The sequence below is a fragment of the Agromyces sp. Y575 genome (genome assembly GCF_059445445.1).
In genome coordinates this window covers 347,994-364,851 of the sequence record NZ_JCAIUI010000002.1, presented here as the reverse complement: position 1 = coordinate 364,851, position 16,858 = coordinate 347,994, and the positions used below count along the sequence as shown (strand labels likewise).

The window sequence follows — 16,858 nt, the reverse complement described above, 5'->3', positions numbered from 1 at the left end:
AGCGAGCGTATCGAGATCCGGTGCGGGGGTTAGCCCGATGGCGGCGATGCGAACCGTTTGGCAGGGTGAACGCGTGACCACCACAACGACGCCGCACACCCGGGTTCGCACCGACCTGCTCCTGTTCGCCCTCATCACCGTGCTCATCAGCGGGTCGCTGTGGCTTCTCCTGGCCTGGCAGGGCGGGAATGTGCGCGAGGGCGGCGCGCTCTGGATCTTCGGCATCGCGACGTCGGGTCCGTCGCTCGCGGCGCTGATCCTCTACCTGACCCGCACCCGCCGCGCGCCGGATCGCGGCGGCAGCTCTCGGGTCGCGCCCCCGTGGCTGTGGCTGCCTGCCGCACTGGTACTCGGCGCCGCCCCGACCGTGATCGCGAACCTGTTGCTCGCACCGCAGGAGTTCAGTGCGCGCCTCGCGGAAGCACCCGCCGTCGTTGCCGACTTCGGAGGCCCGCTGCTCTTCATCCTGCTGTTCATGATCACGGGCCCCATCGCCGAGGAGTTCGGGTGGCGCGGCTACGCCCAGCCGCGCCTCCGCCGCTCGCTCGGCCTCATCGCCACTTCCGTCGTGCTCGGACTCGCGTGGGCGATCTGGCACATCCCCCTGTTCTTCCTGCCGGGAACCGGGCAGGCCGCCATGGGCCTCTTCACCGTCGACGGGCTGCTCTTCGGCCTCTCCTTCATCCCGCTCTCGCTGATCTACCTGTTCGTCAGCGAACGTCTCGGCGGCCGGGTGTGGGCGGCGATCCTGATCCATTTCTCGGGCAATGCGATCGGCAGCTTCTTCCCCGATGCATCCGTGCCGGTCGCCGTGGTGCAGCTGCTGATCACGTGCCTGTTGGCTGCGGGTCTCTACTTCGCTTGGCGGCCTGACGCGCGACGTCCGCTCGGCGTGACGGTTCGCGAACCCGTGCGGTCGGTCGGCGGCTGAGCCCGCCGGCTCAGGCGGTGGACGGTGTGCCGGCCCCGGCCCCGGCGTCGGCGAGCACCGCGTGACACCGGACGATGCGCTCGAGCCACCACTCCGTGCGCTCGGGCGACGCGGAGTATCGCTCGAGCAACGCCGGGTCGGGCAGCACGCGGCCCACCGGGATCGACCCGTTCTCGGGAATCAACGGCGCCCGCGTGACATCCGCCGCCAGCAATGAGGCGGTGCCGAGTCCGCAGTCGAAGTCGAGCACGGGCACGGATGCTGCGAGCTGCGCGCCCATCGCAAGGCCCACGCTCGTGTCGAGGGCGCTCGAGACGACGATGGGCAGGCCCGTGCGCCCGATGAGCTCGAGTGCGCGGTGGATGCCGCCGAGCGGTTGCGCCTTGATGACGAGCAGGTCTGCGGCGCCCGCCTCGGCGACGGCGAGCGGGTCGTCGGCCCGTCTCACGCTCTCGTCGGCCGCGATCGGCACCCCCATGTACTTCGTGCGGCGGCGGATCTCGACAAGCTCCTCGACGCTCTCGCACGGCTGCTCGACGTACTCGAGGTCGAACGGTGCGAGGGCGTGGATCGCGTGCTCGGCCTCGTCGACGTTCCAGCCGCCGTTGGCATCGACGCGGATGCGGCCTTCGGGGCCGAGCGCCTCGCGAACGGCGCGAACCCGTGCGACATCCTGTTCGAGCGTCTGGTCGGTGCCTGCGACCTTGACCTTCGCCGTACGGCATCCGGGGAATCGTGCGAGCACCGCGGCGACGCTGTCGGGATCGACGGCCGGCACCGTCGCATTGACGGCGATGCGGTCGCGCAGAGTAGGTGGCGGCGCGTTCCAGCCGTAGTCGACGGCAGCGGCCAGCCATGCGGATGCCTCGTGGTCGTCGTACTCGACGAACGGGGAGAACTCGGTCCACCCCTCCGGCCCCTCGAAGAGCACGGCCTCCCGCACGTCGATGCCGCGGAACCGCGTCACGAGGGGGAGGGCCACGACTCTTGCGGTGGGGAGCAGTTCATTCGGCTCGGGCAGCATGTGCCCAGTCTCGCATCCCGGGTCGCGCTGCGCCCTGTGTCGCGCCAGCCTGTAGTGTGAGCGCCCACAGGGGGAGCAGATGAACGGATTGCAGCAGCTCGGTGTCGAGGCGACCGACGACCCGGTGGCGCGCAACGTGCTGATCGGCGTCGGCGGTGTCGCACTCGTCATCGCCGTCTTCATCCCCATCGCCGCCGCGGTCGTCACCTTCGTGGTGGTCGTCACCACGTATGGCGGCTTCCTGCTCGGCGTCACCCGCTGACCGAGGCGGCCTCCGAGAGGCGCTAGCGTCGATCGGATGACCTCACACGCGAGTGGAATCTACGTCGGCCATCTGATCGGCGCATCCTTCGGAGTGGTGTTCGTGATGCGCAACGGCAGCCTGCTCGGCGAGCCGGTGCAGCTGATCGCCGCCTCGGAGCGCGCGCTCAACGCGGAATAGGCTGGGGGCATGAGCGCCATGGTGTCCGAACTGTTCGATGCGAGCGAGTGGGTCGACGCGGCATCCGCGGTCAGTGGGACTTCGGGCCTCACTGACATCACCTATCACCACTCGCTCGACGGCCGCATCGCGCGTGTCGCGTTCGACCGGCCCGAAGTGCGCAACGCCTTCCGCCCGCACACCGTCGACGAGCTGTACCGGGCGCTCGAAGACGCGCGCACGAACCCGCGCATCGGCGTGGTACTCCTCACCGGCAACGGGCCGAGCGCGAAAGACGGCGGCTGGGCGTTCTGCTCGGGCGGCGACCAGCGCATCCGCGGACGCGACGGCTACAAGTACTCGGATGCCGAGACGGCCATCGTCGATGGTGCGGGCGGCGACGCCGACGCACCGGGAAGTCATGCCGCCGTCGGGCGCTTGCACATACTCGAGGTGCAGCGGCTCATCCGCTTCATGCCGAAGGTCGTCGTCGCCGTCGTGCCCGGTTGGGCGGCCGGTGGCGGGCACTCGCTGCACGTCGTCTGCGACCTCACGATCGCGAGCCGCGAGCACGGTCGCTTCAAGCAGACCGACGCCGATGTGGGCAGCTTCGACGCGGGCTACGGCAGCGCGTACTTCGCTCGTCAGATCGGGCAGAAGTTCGCCCGCGAGGTGTTCTTCCTCGCCGAGGAGTACTCGGCCGACCGCGCCTACGAGATGGGTGCGGTCAACCGCGTCGTGCCGCACGCCGAGCTCGAGCGCGAAGCCATCGCGATGGCCCGCACCATTCTCACGAAATCGCCCACGGCGATCCGCATGCTGAAGTTCGCGTTCAACGCGGTCGACGACGGCATGGTCGGCCAGCAGGTCTTCGCGGGCGAGGCGACACGCCTCGCCTACGGCACCGACGAGGCCGTCGAGGGGCGCGATGCCTTCCTCGAGAAGCGCGAGCCCGACTGGGGCCCATACCCGTGGCACTACTGACGCGATGGCGTTCGCGGGGCGGAGTGCCGGCCGCCTTTGTAGGACGATCGCCGAAATGTAGGACACTCACGGCCCAGCCCGTCCTACACAACGCCGAACGTCCTACGAAGCGAACGAAGCGAACGAAGCGAACGGTGCGAACGGTGCGAACGGTGCGAGCGGTGCGATGCGGATGAAACCCCTCGTACAGGTTTCGGCGACGGATGTCCCGGCGCTGACCGAGGCGCTGCGCGACGCGCTCGCCGGCGGCCCTGCCGTGTGGCCGATTCCGGACGGTCGAGCGGCGACCGTCCCTTCGACAGGCTCAGGAACCGGAGGACGCGGAACGAGACCAGCTGACGGGCGAGTGGGTCTCGATACGCTGGCTGGCGCTCGCGACTCGACCGACCCGGTCGCCGTCCCCGATGACATCGCACTCGTTGTCGAGACGAGCGGATCGACGGATGCCCCGAAGCGCGTGATGCTCTCGGCTGAGGCCCTCATCGCGAGTGCCGACGCGACGGCCGACCGGCTCGGCGGGCCGGGTCGCTGGCTGCTCGCGCTGCCGGGGCACTACATCGCGGGCGCGCAGGTGCTCGTGCGATCGATCGTGGCGGGCACGACGCCGGTGGTGCTGGGCGAGGGGCCGTTCACAGCCGAGGGGTTCGCCGAGGCATCCGCTCGTCTCGCCACGGATGCGCCGCGCTACACCTCGCTCGTGCCGGTGCAGCTCGCCCGCATCATCGAGCGGGCGCAGCGCGACGCATTCGTGGCGGCGGCGCTCACCGGATACGACGCGGTGCTCGTCGGCGGGCAGGCGCTCGCGCCCGCGGTGGCAGAGCGGGCGGCGGAGCTCGGCGCCAACATCGTGCGCACCTATGGCTCGAGCGAGACCGCGGGCGGATGCGTCTACGACGGCATGCCGCTCGAGGGCGTCGGCGTGCGGGTGGTCGACCCTTCGACAGGCTCAGGGCAGCGCCCTTCGACGGGCTCAGGGCGGCGCGGCCTGGTCGAGCTCACCGGTCCCATGCTCGCGCACGGATACCTCGACGATCCGACCCGCACTGCCGCCGCGTTCACGGTCGATGCCCGCGGCACCCGCTGGTATCGCACCGGCGACCTCGGCGAACTCGACCGCGACGGCCGGCTCCGCATTCGCGGCCGCGCCGACGACGTCATCATCTCGGGCGGGGTGAAGGTCGCACTCGGCGAGATCGAGCGGGCGGTGCGCGGCGTCCCCGGATTCGGCGAGGCCGTGGTGCTCGCCGTCGTAGACGCAGAGTGGGGCCAGCGGGCCGTGGTGGTCGCACCGCAAACGGATGCCGCGGCATCCGCTGCCCTCTCGACCCTCGCCGCGGCGACCGACGAAGCCGGGCTCGCACCCGCTGCCCGGCCCGTGAGCCTCGTGGTCGTCGAGCACCTGCCGATGCTCGCCTCGGGCAAGCCCGATCGACGAGCGATCGCTGCGCTCCTCGCCTGACGATCGACCCCCACCCGCAGTGAATCACGTGTGCCGGTCTCGCGTGCCGCTCCCGACGAGCTCCGCCTGTTCCGCCTGACCCTGCGGCGGCGACTCCCGTTCAGGCAGCACGATGCGCTCCTCGAGGAACCAACGAGCGATTGCAGCACGGGTCCGGCGGCGGAGGGTCGGAGGCCCGCCTGCGAAAGGTGAAGGGATTGCCTGCGCGGTCGAGTGGTGGGCGACCAATCGCCACCGGTCGTAGACGTCGACCTGCTCATGCACTTCGACGTACTCGCCCGACGGCAATCGAACGATGCGGCCCGTCTCGTACCCGTGGAGCGCGATCTCCAAGTCCTTCTTCTGGAGGGCGATGCAGACGCGTCGGGTGATGGAGAAGGCGATGATGGGCGCGGCGAGGAGGGCGATCTGCAGGGTCAGGATGATGCCTTCGATGCTGAGTGAGAAGTGGGTGGCCACCAGATCCGCGCTCGCCGCACCCCAGAGGACGCCGTAGAACGTGACCCCTGCGACTCCGATCGAGGTGCGAGTCGCGGCATTTCGCGGCCGGTCGAGGATGTGGTGCTCGCGCCGGTCGCCGGTGATCCACGACTCGAGGAACGGGAAGAGCGCCGCCGTGCCGAGGAACACGCCGATGACGGCAAGCGGAACCAGGACGGCGAGGGTCCAGGTGCGATCGAGCCAGACGATCTCCCAGCCCCGCGGGACGAGACGGAGCGCGCCATCGAGGAAGCCCGTGTACCAGTCGGGCTGACTGCCCGCCGACGCATCACCGGGCGACGCCGGACCGAACAGCCAGATGGGATTGATCGTGACCGTGGCGGCGATGAGCACGAGGATTCCGCTGACGATGAAGAACAGTCCAGCAGCGCGGGCTGCCGCGTTCGGCAGCATCGGGATGCCCACCACATTGTCCGGGGTTCGTCCAGGGCCGGCGAACTGCGGCGGTTTGTGCACGTACGACGAGCGGACCCGCGCGGCGATGAGCACGACCATGAGTACCGGCACCACCGCAACGTGGATCGGGTACAGGTTCTCGATGATCCGGCCGGGAAACTCCCCGCCGAAGATCAGCATCGCCAGCTGGCTTCCGACGAACGGAATGCCGAGGACGATGCCCTCGACGATGCGAAGGCCCGTGCCCGAAAGCATGTCGTCCGGGAGCGCGTAGCCGCTCCAGCCGCCGAGCAGCGCGACGATGAACAGCAGGAACAGCATCACCCAGCTCGCCTGCCGTGGCCTCCGGAACGCGCCCGTGAAGAACATCGCCAGGAGCTGCACCGACAGGGACACCGGCAGCAGGAGAGCCGCCCAGTGGTGAGCCTGCCGCAGGAGCAGCCCGCCTCGTACTTCGAGTGAGACGTGCATCGTCGATGCGAACGCCTTCGACACCTCCGCACCGTGCAGCGGGATGAACGCGCCGTCGTACCGCACCAGCTCACTCGATGGCGTGTAGAAGAACATCAGCACGAGTCCCGTCAGGAAGAGCACGGCCGCGCTCGCAAGCGAGACCACCCCGAACAGGCTGGTCCAGTGGAGCGGAACCGCTCGACCGCGCAACTCGACGGTCATCGTCGAGAGTCGACGGCCGAGCGCTGTACGCGTCCGAAGATGGAGCGAGAGGCGGTCGGTGATCGGCGACCGACGCGGCCGGCCGGCGGTCAGGGTCTGGTGCATGCGAACCTCCAATGGGCTTTCAATAACAGGACCCCGTCGCGGCCCAGTTTGTGACATCCCATGCCTGTGAATCGGATGTGCGCTCCCGGATCGAGCCGGCGGGCCCGGCGAACTAGCATTGACTCCGTGGCGCGCCCGAAACCCCAGAAGATGAACCCCGGCGACGAGATCGCGAAGCGGGAGGCCGCGCGCGATCGACGCCGTGGCGACGCCGAATCGAACGGCAACGCCAAATCGAACGGCAACGCCCAGTCGAAGGGTGCGGCGAAGTCGAAGCGCGCTCCTGAGCGCGCGTCGGCCGCCGACTGGGTATCGGGTGCACGGCTCCGCACCCTGCCGCTCGCCATCGCGCCAGTCGCCCTCGGCACCGGCGCCGGTATCGTCGCGATCCCCGACGGGCCGTGGCACGTCGCCAGGGCGTTGCTCGCCCTCGTCGTCGCCCTCGCCCTGCAGATCGGAGTGAACTACGCCAACGACTACTCCGACGGTGTGCGCGGAACCGACGAGCACCGGGTGGGCCCGGCGCGACTCACGGGCTCGGGGGTTGCGAAGCCCAAGCAGGTGCTCGCCGTCGCCGTGAGCTTCTTCGCGCTCGCCGCGATTGCCGGGCTCGCCCTCACGGTCGTGACCGGGCAGTGGTGGATGCTCGCCGTCGGCGCGGTCGCGATCGTCGCCGCCTGGTTCTACACCGGGGGCAAGCACCCCTACGGCTACTACGGGCTCGGCGAGCTCTTCGTGTTCGTCTTCTTCGGCATCGTCGCCACAGCAGGGTCCGCCTACGTGCAGGCGCTCATGGTGAACTTCGAGGCGTGGCTCGGCGGCGTCGGCGTCGGACTCCTCGCCTGCGCCGTGCTCATGGCCAACAACCTGCGCGACGTCACGCAAGACAAGATCGCCGGCAAGCGCACCCTCGCGGTGCTCGTCGGGCCGCTCGCCGGGCGCATCCTGTTCGTGGTCTTCATGCTCGTGCCGTTCGCCATCGTCGCGTTCTTCGCGTTGCTCTACCCGACGGCGTGGCTCGTGATGTTCGCCCTGCTCGCGGCGCTGCCTGCATGTGCGATCGTGCTCACGGCGAAGACACCGCGCGAACTCATCATCGCGCTGCAGCTCACAAGCCTCACAGCCCTCGTGTACGGAGTCGGGCTCGGGCTGGCGGTCGCGCTCTGAAGCTTCCGTTGGTCGAGTAGCAAGCGTCAGCGAGCGTATCGAGACCTGGTGCCGGGTCTTGATACGGCACTGGCGGGCCTACTCTCCCAGCGGATGGCGGGGCTATTCGGCGGGCGGGCGCCGCTCGACGCCTGCGTCTTCGGCTTCGTCGTCTTCGTTCACGAGCGGCGTTTCGCGATGGCGCGCGGCGTAGAGATCGCTCGACATCGACTCACGCGGCCGGCGCAGGAAGAGCAGCGACGCGCTGAGACCGAAGACCGCGGCGATCGCAGCCGAGATCCACGGTTCGACCTCGGCAATGAGCAGCACCGCGAGCGGAACGGCGAACAACAGCACCCGCAGCACGGTGTACCAGATCCAGACGGGCACGGACTTCACCCTCACAGTGTAGGTCGCCGCGGCTGGGCGCACTCACAGCCGCGGCGCGCGCTGGCGCGCCTAGACTGAGGTCATGGCCCGGCTGCTCTTCGGACTCGGCGTCGCCGCCGTGATCTTCACGATCTACGCCGTCGCCGACTGCGCGTTCTTCGACCGAACGCGTGTTCGTGGTCTCCGACGCGGCTGGTGGATCGTCATCATCCTCTTCGTGCCGATCATCGGCGCCCTGCTCTGGTTCATCATCGGTCGTGGTCGCGCCGAGCGACTGCCCGGCGGGCGGGCACGCACCGTCGCCCCCGACGACGATGCCGACTTCCTTCGTCAGCTGGGCAGCGATGCCGCGCAAGATGAGCGGATCCGGCGGCTCGAGCAGGAGCTCGCCGACTTCGACTCCGGCGCCGAGAATGGCGCGAACGACGACGGTGAGACAGGCGGCTCGCGCGGCACCGACCGCAAACGACCCGACTCCCCTGAGACGCCGGGCGAGGCCGGTCCGTCCGGCCGCCCGAATGGCTGAGCCGACGCCCCACCGAACGCCCGGCAGCAGTCCAGCGAGCGTCGCTTCGCTGGCATTGCTCGCGGCGTTCGTGCGCGCGGGCGTCGTCGATCTCGTCGTCGCTCCGGGGTCTCGCTCCCAGGCGCTCGCTCTTGCTGCCGCTGAACTCGAACGCGTCGGAGCGGTGCGCCTGCACGTGCGCATCGACGAGCGCGGTGCAGCGTTTCTCGCGCTCGGCCTCGCCGTCGAGTCGGGGCGGCCGGTCGCGGTCATCACGACGTCGGGCACGGCAGTCGCGAACCTGCACCCGGCCGTGCTCGAGGCGCACCATTCGGGGGTGCCACTGATCGTGCTGTCCGCCGATCGGCCGGCAGAGCTCCGCGGCATCCGTTCGAACCAGACCACGATGCAGCCGGGCATATTCGCCGGTGCGGTGCGTCTCGAGCGCGACGTCGCGCCGCCAGAGGGTGCGGCGGGTGAAGCGGATGCCGCCGCACACCTCGCTCGCGAGGCCGTCGCAGCCGCGCTCGGGCGCGATGCCGACGGCTGGCCGGTGCCCCATCCCGGCCCGGGACCGGTGCACCTGAACCTGCAGTTGCGCGAGCCGTTGTCGGCCGCCATCCCGGCCGATTCGGTGCCGACGTTCGCTGAGCGCGACCCGTTCGCTGAGCGCGACCCGTTCGCCGAGCGTGACCTGTTCGCTGAGCGTGACCCGTTCGCTGAGCCTGTCGAGGTGAACCGCCCCGCGAGTGTCGGGCTCCCTTCGACGAGCTCAGGGGACGGTGTGACCCCTGTCGCGCTCATCGCGTCTGGGCCGCGAACGGTCGTCGTCGCCGGGGCGGGTGCCGGGCCGGTTGCCGAGCGTTTCGCCCGCGATGGCGGTTGGCCGCTGCTCGCCGAGGTGACGAGTGGCGCCCATTTCGGGCCCAACCTCGTCGTCGCCTACCGCGAGCTGCTGCGCGAGCCCGGATTCGGCAATGAGATCGAACGGGTCGTCGTCTTCGGGCATCCGACGCTCGCGCGGGAGGTGGTGGCGCTCGTGCAGCGAGAGGGCGTCGAGACGATCGACGTCGCGCCGTGGGGCATCGAGTGGTTCAACCCCGGACGTCGGGTCGCACGGTTCGAGCGTGCCGTTCGCGCGGAGCCGCACCCGCCGACGGTGGAGGAGCGCGCCTGGGTCGGTCGCTGGGTGCACGCGAGCCGTATCCTCGTCGAGTCGGGCCTGCCCACTGCGCCGGCGCAGCGCAGCGGCATCGACGAGACCGGGCACGTCTCGGACTTCGAGGCTCAGCGGGAGTACATGAAGGCGCAGCTCGCCGCCGTGCGTGCGCCCATCACGCGGCGCATGCTGGTCGAAGCCGTCTGGTCGGCGACCTGGCCGCACGACCGGCTGGTGTTCGGAGCGTCCCGCCTGATTCGCGACGCCGATCGAGTAGTGCCGGGGCGCCGCATCCGGGTGCATGCCAACCGAGGGCTCGCCGGCATCGACGGCACCGTCGCAACCGCGGTGGGCATCGCGATCGCGAGTCAGTCAGCGCTTCCAGATGCGACCGGTAGGGCGGCGGATGTCGCGGCGCCCTCGCCGGGGGTCGCCCATGCTGCCCGGGCGGGGGTCACTCGCGCGATCATCGGTGATCTGACGCTGCTGCACGACGTCGGCTCGATGCTCATCGGCGAAGGCGAATCACGGCCCCGAGTGCAGCTGATCGTCGGCAATGACGGCGGCGGTTCGATCTTCGACTCACTCGAGGTCGCGGCATCCGCCCCCGCCGAAGCGTTCGACCGGGTGCAGTTCACACCGCAGAGCGTCGATCTGGCAGCCCTCGCCGCAGCCTACGGCTGGGCCTACGTTCGGGCGACCACGCGCGGCGAGCTCGACGAAGCGCTCGGCACCCGCATCGAGGGGCCGTCGATCCTCGAGGTGCCGCTGCCGCGCTGAGGCGCTTTCGTCGGCCCGGTTCCACCCGACCCGGCTCCGCCTGGCCCGGTTCCGCCCGGCCAGGCCGGCCCCGCCACGCTGCCCGGCGCGGCTCCGAATCGGCGTCGTGGCGGCTGTCGGCACTTGCCGCGGCATCCGTTCGCTCGGCAGGATGGAACCTGTGCGACGCCGCGTCGCGCGAGGGAGCGTGACATGAGCCGCGAGTCATACTGGACCGCAGACCCCGCCGAGCTGCTGCGGGTGGGTGCGGGGTTCGAGTTGTCGAAGACCGATTCGCACGCGCACCCGGGCTTCGACGGCGACAAGGAGGCTGGACAGGCGGCGCTCGCCGAGGGTGCCGAGATCCTCGCCGAGCTGCAGGAGCAGCTCTTCGCGATGAGCCGCTTGGGAGATGAGCGGCGCATCCTGCTGGTGCTGCAGGCGATGGACACGGCGGGCAAGGGCGGCATCGTGAAGCACGTGATGGGCGCGGTCGACCCGCAAGGCGTGCAGTTCGCCGCATTCAAGAAGCCGACCGCTGAAGAGCTCGAGCACGACTTCCTGTGGCGCATCCACAAGCAGGTGCCGGGCGCCGGAATGATCGGCGTGTTCGACCGCTCGCATTACGAAGACGTGCTCATCGGCCGGGTGCGCGAGCTCGCACCGCCCGCCGAGATCGAGCGGCGGTACGGGGCGATCAACGAGTTCGAGGCCGAGCTCGCAGCGGCGGGGACGACGATCATCAAGGTCATGCTGCACATCTCGCGCGACGAGCAGAAGGCCCGCCTGACCGAGCGACTCGTCCGCCCAGAGAAGCACTGGAAGTTCAACCCCGGCGACGTCGACGAACGACTCCTCTGGGAGAATTACGCCGAGGCGTACCAGCTCGTCTTCGAGCGTACGGCGGCAGCGGATGCCCCGTGGTTCGTCATTCCCGCCGACCGCAAGTGGTACGCGCGGCTGGCCGTGCAGCACTTGTTGATCGATGCGCTCGAGGCGATGCATCTCGAGTGGCCGAAGGCCGACTACGACGTGGCAGAGCAGCAGGCGCGGCTCGCCGCGAGTTGATCCTCGCCGCGAGTTGATCGAGGAGCCACTGCACTTTGAGGCCGTCCATGAGCGCGACGAGGTCGGCGAGGATCGTGACCGCGTCGAGCGTCGAGCTCAGCCGCCGAAGGCCTCGACGATCGGCCGGAACTTCATGACCGTCTCGGCGAGTTCGTCGGTCGGCACCGAGTCGTGCACTATGCCGCAGCCGGCATATGCGGTGACCGTACCGTCGGGGTCGACCTGGGCGCACCGCAGTGCGATCGCCCACTCGCCGTCGCCGTTGCCGTCGATCCACCCCACGGGGCCGGCGTAGCGGCCACGGTCGAAGCCCTCGAGTTCGGCGATCACAGGCAGCGCGAGACGGCGCGGCGTGCCGGCGACCGCCGCGGTCGGATGCACCGCCTGCACGAGGTCGAGCGAGCTCGAGCCGTCGCCGAGCGTGCCCTTGAGGTCGGTCGCGAGGTGCCAGAGGTTCGGCAACTGGAGGGTGAAGGGCTCGGGGCTCGTGTCGAGCCGCGCGGTGTGCGGCGCGAGCCGTTGCACGGCACTCTGCACGGCGAGCGCGTGCTCGGCGCGGTCCTTCTCCGAGGCGGTGAGGGCGACGGCGCGTTCGCGATCCGACGCTTCGCCGGCCCCGCGCGACGTGGTGCCGGCGAGCACCCGCGCCGAGACGGTGCCATGGTCGACGCGCACGAGCGTCTCGGGGCTCGCCCCGATGAGCCCGTCGACGGCGAAGACCCAGGTGTCGGGGTAGTCCTCGGCGAGACGGTTGATCGTGGCGCGAAGGCCCGCGTCTTCGTGGAGTTCGCCGACGAGTTGCCGGGCGAGCACGACCTTCTCGAACTCCCCGGCGTCGATACGCCGCACAGCCTCGGCGACGGCCGCTTCATATGCCTCGGGCGGCACGGATCCGGGTGCGAAGGCGACGCGCGGCACCTGCCGTTTCGGCGCGGGTTCGGGCAGGGCGACCTCGGCGGATCCGGCGGAGCCCGCGGCATCCGCTGCCTCGTCGTCGCCCGTGTCGAGCGTGATGCGCGTGACCCACGCGCGGCCGTCGCGCCGGCCCATCACGAGTTCGGGCACGAGGAGCACGCTCGTCGAGGCGGACTCGTCGGCGAACGCGAACGCGCCGAAGGCGACGAGCCCGGTGCCCGGCAGTCCGACGCGGTCGTCGATCTCGGCGAGTGCGGCGAGTTCGGTCCATGCCGCGGCTGCGTCTTCGACGCGGCTCGGCCCGCTGGTCTCGATACGCAGCGTCTCGCCGAGGCCCACGATGCCCTCGCCGCGGCGCATCCAGACGAGCGGATGCCGCGGATCGGCGCGTGGGATGAGCGGTTCGGTCTCCTCGACCGCCACCGTGCGAACGCGGAGGCGTACGCTCGCAGCCTGCCCCGCGCCATCCTTCTGACTCACCGCCTCAGCCTACGCCGCGCTTTCGGGTCGCTCGCCGTCGCGTGAACCATCGCTGCGGACTGCGTCGTGCTGGGTTTCGATTCGAAGCCGGCGTCGTGCTCGTCGCGGCTTTCGATTCATGTTGCGGATTTCGATATGCCAGTTCCGCCTCATCGATGAGGCGGAACTGGCAGACGCCAGATTTCACTTCTTCTCAGGCGGAGCGAGCACCAGGCGGGATGTGAGCGGATGCTGCAGGGGGCAAAGGGGGTGGCCGTTGGCGCGGGCCGAGGATGACGCGGGTCGGGATGGCGCGGGTCGGGGATGGCGCGGGTCGCGGATCACGCGGGTGGCGGATGACTGCGGGGGCGGATCGCCGGGTGTGGTGGTGGTTGGGGTGGGTGCCGAGCGGGTGGACCGATTGGCACGTTGCCGATGGGTGCGGAGGGGTCGAACGGCGCGGGCGGCTCCGCCGTAGAATCGAGGGATGACCCGCGCAGACCTCGGCAAGCAGCCCGAACAGGTGTCGGCGATGTTCGATCGCGTCGCCGCGAACTACGACCGCACGAACAACGTGCTCTCGGTGGGCAACGCGCCGCTGTGGCGGGTCGCAACCACGCGTGCGGTCGACCCGAAGCCCGGGCAGCGCATCCTCGACGTCGCGGCGGGCACCGGTACGTCGAGTGCGAGCCTCGCGAAGTCAGGGGCATCCGTCGTCGCCGCCGATTTCTCGCCGGGCATGATCGAGGTCGGCCGTCAGCGGCAGGCCGGCGTGCAGAACCTCGTGTTCGTCGAAGCCGACGCCACGAAGCTGCCCTTCGGCGACGACGAGTTCGACGCCGTGACGATCTCGTTCGGCCTGCGCAACGTCAACGAGCCGAAACAGGCCATCGCCGAGTTCTTCCGCGTGACGAAGCCCGGTGGGCGTCTCGTGATCTGCGAGTTCTCGACCCCGCCCGCCGGCCTCGTGCGCACCGGTTACGGCATCTACCAGCGTTACGTCATGCCGCCGCTCGTGAAGCTCTCGAGCTCGAACGACACGGCATACGACTACCTCAACGAGTCCATCGGCGCGTGGCCCGACCAGGCGACGCTCGCCGGCTGGATCCGCGAAGCCGGGTACACGGATGTCGCGTGGCGCAACCTCACCCTCGGCGTCGTCGCTCTGCACCGCGCCGTGAAGCCACGCACGTCGCCGGTCGAGCGCAGGATCGAGTAGGCGCGCCAGCACCGTATCGAGACCCATTGGCCAGTCTCGATACGCGCCCTCCTTCGTCGGGCGCTACTCGACCACCGGACCCCCGGTAGGCTAGGCAACGTGAAACCGAGTCACCCGGTCGCCCGTCGAGGCTCATCGCTCGCCGCGAATCTCGGCCTCAGCGAACGCGTCTTCGCCTCCTCCGCCGACAAGGCCATGGCCAAGGCGATCGACGACGGACTCAACCGTGTCGAAGCCGGCCTCCTCGACGAGGTGCGATTCGCCGACACGATCGCGGATGTCTCGACGCGCTACCTGCTCGAAGCGGGCGGCAAGCGCGTGCGACCGATGCTCACGCTGTTGACCGCGCAGCTCGGCGCGGGCGTCACTGACGACGTGGTCACCGCGGCGCAGGCGATCGAGATCACGCACCTCGCCAGCCTGTACCACGACGACGTCATGGACGACGCCGACCGGCGCCGAGGTGTGCCGAGCGCGCAGGCGGTGTGGGGCAACTCGGTAGCCATCCTCACAGGCGACCTGCTCTTCGCCCGAGCCAGCCAGCTCATGGCCGGGCTCGGCGAGGAAGCCATCCGCATGCAGGCCACCACGTTCGAGCGACTCGTGCTCGGCCAGCTGCACGAGACGGTCGGCCCGCAGCCGGGCGACGACCCCATCGCGCACTACATCCAGGTGCTCGCCGACAAGACCGGTTCGCTCATCGCAGCTGCAGCCCAGTCGGGCATCATCTTCTCGGGCGCCGATCTGGGATTCGAGGCTCCGATCATCGAGTTCGGCGAGAAGATCGGCGTTGCGTTCCAGCTCGTCGACGATGTCATCGATCTCTCGCCGCAGTCCGCAGAGACCGGCAAGGTGCCCGGCACCGATCTGCGTGCCGGCGTCGTGACGCTGCCGATGCTCTGGCTCGCCGAGCAGGCGAAGACCGATGCGACATCCGCTGCCCTGCTTGAACGCATCGAGCGCGACGTGGTCACGATAACCGACCCCGATGCACTCGGCGACCCGCTCGACACGAACACGCTCGCGTCTCGAATCGTGCCGTCGCGGGCGACCGTCGATGCGATCGTCGCCGAATTGCGGCAACACGAAGCCACGCGCGCTACGCTCGCTGAGGCCCACCGTTGGGCACGCGAGGCCGTTGCGGCCCTGGCGCCGCTGCCCGAGGGCAGCGTGAAGAAGGCGCTCACGCGATTCGCCGAGACGGTCGTAGAGCGCGAGAGCTGATGGAGCTGATGGAGACCACGTACGTGACGAGGAACAAGCTGAGACTGGCGATCGTCGGGGCCGGCCCTGCGGGCATCTACGCCGCGGACATCCTGCTGAAGGCCGAACGCAACTTCGACGTCTCGATCGACCTCTTCGATCATCTGCCCGCGCCCTACGGGCTCGTGCGCTACGGCGTCGCCCCCGACCACCCGCGCATCAAGGGCATCATCACCGCGCTTCGCGAGGTGCTCGACCGCGGCGATATCCGCATTTTCGGCAATGTGCGTTTCGGTGAAGACATCACACTCGATGACCTGAAGAAGCACTACAACGCGGTCATCTTCGCGACGGGTGCGGTGACGGATGCCTCGCTCAACGTGCCCGGCGCCGAGCTCGAGGGTTCGTACGGGGCCGCCGAGTTCGTGAGCTGGTTCGACGGGCACCCCGATTTCCCGCGCACCTGGCCGCTCGGCGCCCGCGAGGTCGCCGTCATCGGCAACGGCAACGTCGCACTCGACGTGTCGCGCATCCTCGCGAAGCACGTCGAAGACCTGATGCCCACCGAGATTCCGTCGAACGTCGCCGCAGGCCTTGCAGCGTCGCCGGTGACGGATGTGCACGTGTTCGGGCGTCGCGGCCCGACCTCGGTGAAGTTCACTCCGCTCGAGCTGCGTGAACTCGGCGAGCTGCGCGACGTCGACATGATCCTCCACGACGAGGACTTCGACTACGACGACGCGGCTCGCGCAGCGGTGTCGGGCAACAAGCAGGTCTTCGTCATCGACAAGGTGCTGAACCAGTGGCGCCAGCGCGCCCTTCGACAGACTCAGGATCCGGATGCCACAAAGGCCTCCCGCCGCCTGCACCTGCACTTCTTCGCGAAGCCGCTCGAGATCGTCGACGATGGCACCGGCCGGGTCGGCGCGATCCGCTGGGAGCGCACCGCTCCCGACGGCGAGGGCGGCGTCGTCGGCACCGGCGAGATCCGCGAGCTGCCCGTGCAGGCCGTGTACCGCGCCGTCGGCTACTTCGGCTCGCCGCTGCCCGGCATACCCTTCGACAAGAAATTCGGCGTCATTCCGAACCACGAGGGCCAGGTGCTGATCCTCGACGAGGAGTCGGGCGAAGCACGCCAGATGTACGGCGTCTACGCCACCGGGTGGATCAAGCGCGGGCCGGTCGGGCTCATCGGGCACACGAAGTCCGACGCGATGGAGACGATCAAGCACGTCATCAATGATCTCGGCAATTGGTGGACCCCCGAGTCGCCGTCGGAGGAATCCGTCGTCGAGATGCTCGAGTCTCGTGGCATCCGCTACACCGACCTCGACGGCTGGCACCGCCTCGACGAGCGCGAGCAGGAACTCGGTTCGGCCGAGGGCCGCGTGCGCATCAAGGTCGTGCCCCGCGACGAGATGATCGACATCTCGCGCGACGACGCGTAGAGCCCCTCGCTGGTCGAGTAGGCCCGCCAGGGCCGAATCGAGACCCGTTCGCGTAGGCCCGTCAGGGCCGTATCGAGACCCGTCGCGTAGG

General features: G+C 69.5%; 16 protein-coding genes. 12 read left to right on the top strand and 4 right to left on the bottom strand.

All coding sequences use genetic code 11. The annotated features are described in order from the left end of the window. Window positions 1-73: 73 nt before the first annotated feature. Entirely contained in the window at window positions 74-931 is an 858-nt protein-coding gene (locus AC1C2U_RS07835) for a CPBP family intramembrane glutamic endopeptidase (protein WP_495361180.1), read from the top strand. A 10-nt stretch (window positions 932-941) separates the two neighbouring features. Here the strand turns inward: AC1C2U_RS07835 and AC1C2U_RS07830 are convergent, their stop codons facing one another. Further along, entirely contained in the window at window positions 942-1,955 is a 1,014-nt protein-coding gene (locus tag AC1C2U_RS07830) for an o-succinylbenzoate synthase (RefSeq protein WP_495361179.1), read from the bottom strand. A gap of 79 nt (window positions 1,956-2,034) precedes the next feature. Here AC1C2U_RS07830 and AC1C2U_RS07825 point away from each other — a divergent pair, with 79 nt between their 5' ends. The 4 genes from AC1C2U_RS07825 (at window position 2,035) to AC1C2U_RS07810 (ending at window position 4,819) form a co-directional block, all read left to right on the top strand. Continuing rightward, window positions 2,035-2,217 carry a hypothetical protein gene (locus tag AC1C2U_RS07825; RefSeq protein WP_495361178.1) on the top strand — a complete coding sequence of 61 codons (183 nt, stop codon included), beginning with the start codon at window positions 2,035-2,037 and terminating at the stop codon, window positions 2,215-2,217. Window positions 2,218-2,253: 36 nt separating this feature from the next. Then, a complete protein-coding gene (locus AC1C2U_RS07820; protein ID WP_495361177.1) occupies window positions 2,254-2,397 on the top strand; it encodes a hypothetical protein in 144 nt (47 codons plus the stop codon). Window positions 2,398-2,406: 9 nt separating this feature from the next. Continuing rightward, on the top strand, window positions 2,407-3,360 hold the full coding sequence (locus AC1C2U_RS07815; protein ID WP_495361176.1) for a 1,4-dihydroxy-2-naphthoyl-CoA synthase: 954 nt from the start codon (window positions 2,407-2,409) through the stop codon (window positions 3,358-3,360). A gap of 166 nt (window positions 3,361-3,526) precedes the next feature. Further along, entirely contained in the window at window positions 3,527-4,819 is a 1,293-nt protein-coding gene (locus AC1C2U_RS07810) for an AMP-binding protein (RefSeq protein ID WP_495361175.1), read from the top strand. A gap of 24 nt (window positions 4,820-4,843) precedes the next feature. Here AC1C2U_RS07810 and qcrB read toward each other — a convergent pair whose 3' ends face one another. Then, window positions 4,844-6,496: a cytochrome bc1 complex cytochrome b subunit gene (gene qcrB / locus AC1C2U_RS07805; RefSeq protein WP_495361174.1), complete on the bottom strand. Its 1,653-nt coding sequence runs from the start codon at window positions 6,494-6,496 to the stop codon at window positions 4,844-4,846. Window positions 6,497-6,646: 150 nt separating this feature from the next. On the opposite strand from qcrB, the gene AC1C2U_RS07800 reads away from it, so the two are divergent. Continuing rightward, entirely contained in the window at window positions 6,647-7,663 is a 1,017-nt protein-coding gene (locus AC1C2U_RS07800; protein ID WP_495361960.1) for a 1,4-dihydroxy-2-naphthoate polyprenyltransferase, read from the top strand. A 102-nt stretch (window positions 7,664-7,765) separates the two neighbouring features. Here AC1C2U_RS07800 and AC1C2U_RS07795 read toward each other — a convergent pair whose 3' ends face one another. Continuing rightward, a complete protein-coding gene (locus AC1C2U_RS07795) occupies window positions 7,766-8,041 on the bottom strand; it encodes a DUF4229 domain-containing protein (protein ID WP_495361173.1) in 276 nt (91 codons plus the stop codon). A gap of 73 nt (window positions 8,042-8,114) precedes the next feature. On the opposite strand from AC1C2U_RS07795, the gene AC1C2U_RS07790 reads away from it, so the two are divergent. The 3 genes from AC1C2U_RS07790 (at window position 8,115) to AC1C2U_RS07780 (ending at window position 11,523) form a co-directional block, all read left to right on the top strand. After that, on the top strand, window positions 8,115-8,558 hold the full coding sequence (locus AC1C2U_RS07790; RefSeq protein WP_495361172.1) for a PLD nuclease N-terminal domain-containing protein: 444 nt from the start codon (window positions 8,115-8,117) through the stop codon (window positions 8,556-8,558). Continuing rightward, window positions 8,551-10,476 carry a 2-succinyl-5-enolpyruvyl-6-hydroxy-3-cyclohexene-1-carboxylic-acid synthase gene (gene menD, locus AC1C2U_RS07785; protein WP_495361171.1) on the top strand — a complete coding sequence of 642 codons (1,926 nt, stop codon included), beginning with the start codon at window positions 8,551-8,553 and terminating at the stop codon, window positions 10,474-10,476. Before AC1C2U_RS07790 ends, menD begins: the two co-directional genes overlap by 8 nt. Window positions 10,477-10,668: 192 nt before the next feature. Next, window positions 10,669-11,523, top strand: a complete 855-nt coding sequence (locus AC1C2U_RS07780) for a PPK2 family polyphosphate kinase (RefSeq protein ID WP_495361170.1) — start codon at window positions 10,669-10,671, stop codon at window positions 11,521-11,523. Window positions 11,524-11,619: 96 nt separating this feature from the next. Here the strand turns inward: AC1C2U_RS07780 and AC1C2U_RS07775 are convergent, their stop codons facing one another. Continuing rightward, window positions 11,620-12,918, bottom strand: coding sequence for an isochorismate synthase (locus AC1C2U_RS07775; RefSeq protein ID WP_495361169.1), 1,299 nt, complete (start codon window positions 12,916-12,918; stop codon window positions 11,620-11,622). Window positions 12,919-13,384: 466 nt separating this feature from the next. Between AC1C2U_RS07775 and AC1C2U_RS07770 the strand changes: the two genes are divergently transcribed. The 3 genes from AC1C2U_RS07770 (at window position 13,385) to AC1C2U_RS07760 (ending at window position 16,767) form a co-directional block, all read left to right on the top strand. After that, window positions 13,385-14,116 (top strand): class I SAM-dependent methyltransferase, encoded by a 732-nt coding sequence (locus tag AC1C2U_RS07770; protein ID WP_495361168.1) that lies wholly within the window; start codon window positions 13,385-13,387, stop codon window positions 14,114-14,116. Window positions 14,117-14,215: 99 nt separating this feature from the next. Continuing rightward, window positions 14,216-15,340: a polyprenyl synthetase family protein gene (locus AC1C2U_RS07765; protein WP_495361167.1), complete on the top strand. Its 1,125-nt coding sequence runs from the start codon at window positions 14,216-14,218 to the stop codon at window positions 15,338-15,340. Window positions 15,341-15,348: 8 nt separating this feature from the next. After that, window positions 15,349-16,767, top strand: coding sequence for an FAD-dependent oxidoreductase (locus AC1C2U_RS07760; protein ID WP_495361166.1), 1,419 nt, complete (start codon window positions 15,349-15,351; stop codon window positions 16,765-16,767). Window positions 16,768-16,858 lie beyond the last annotated feature (91 nt).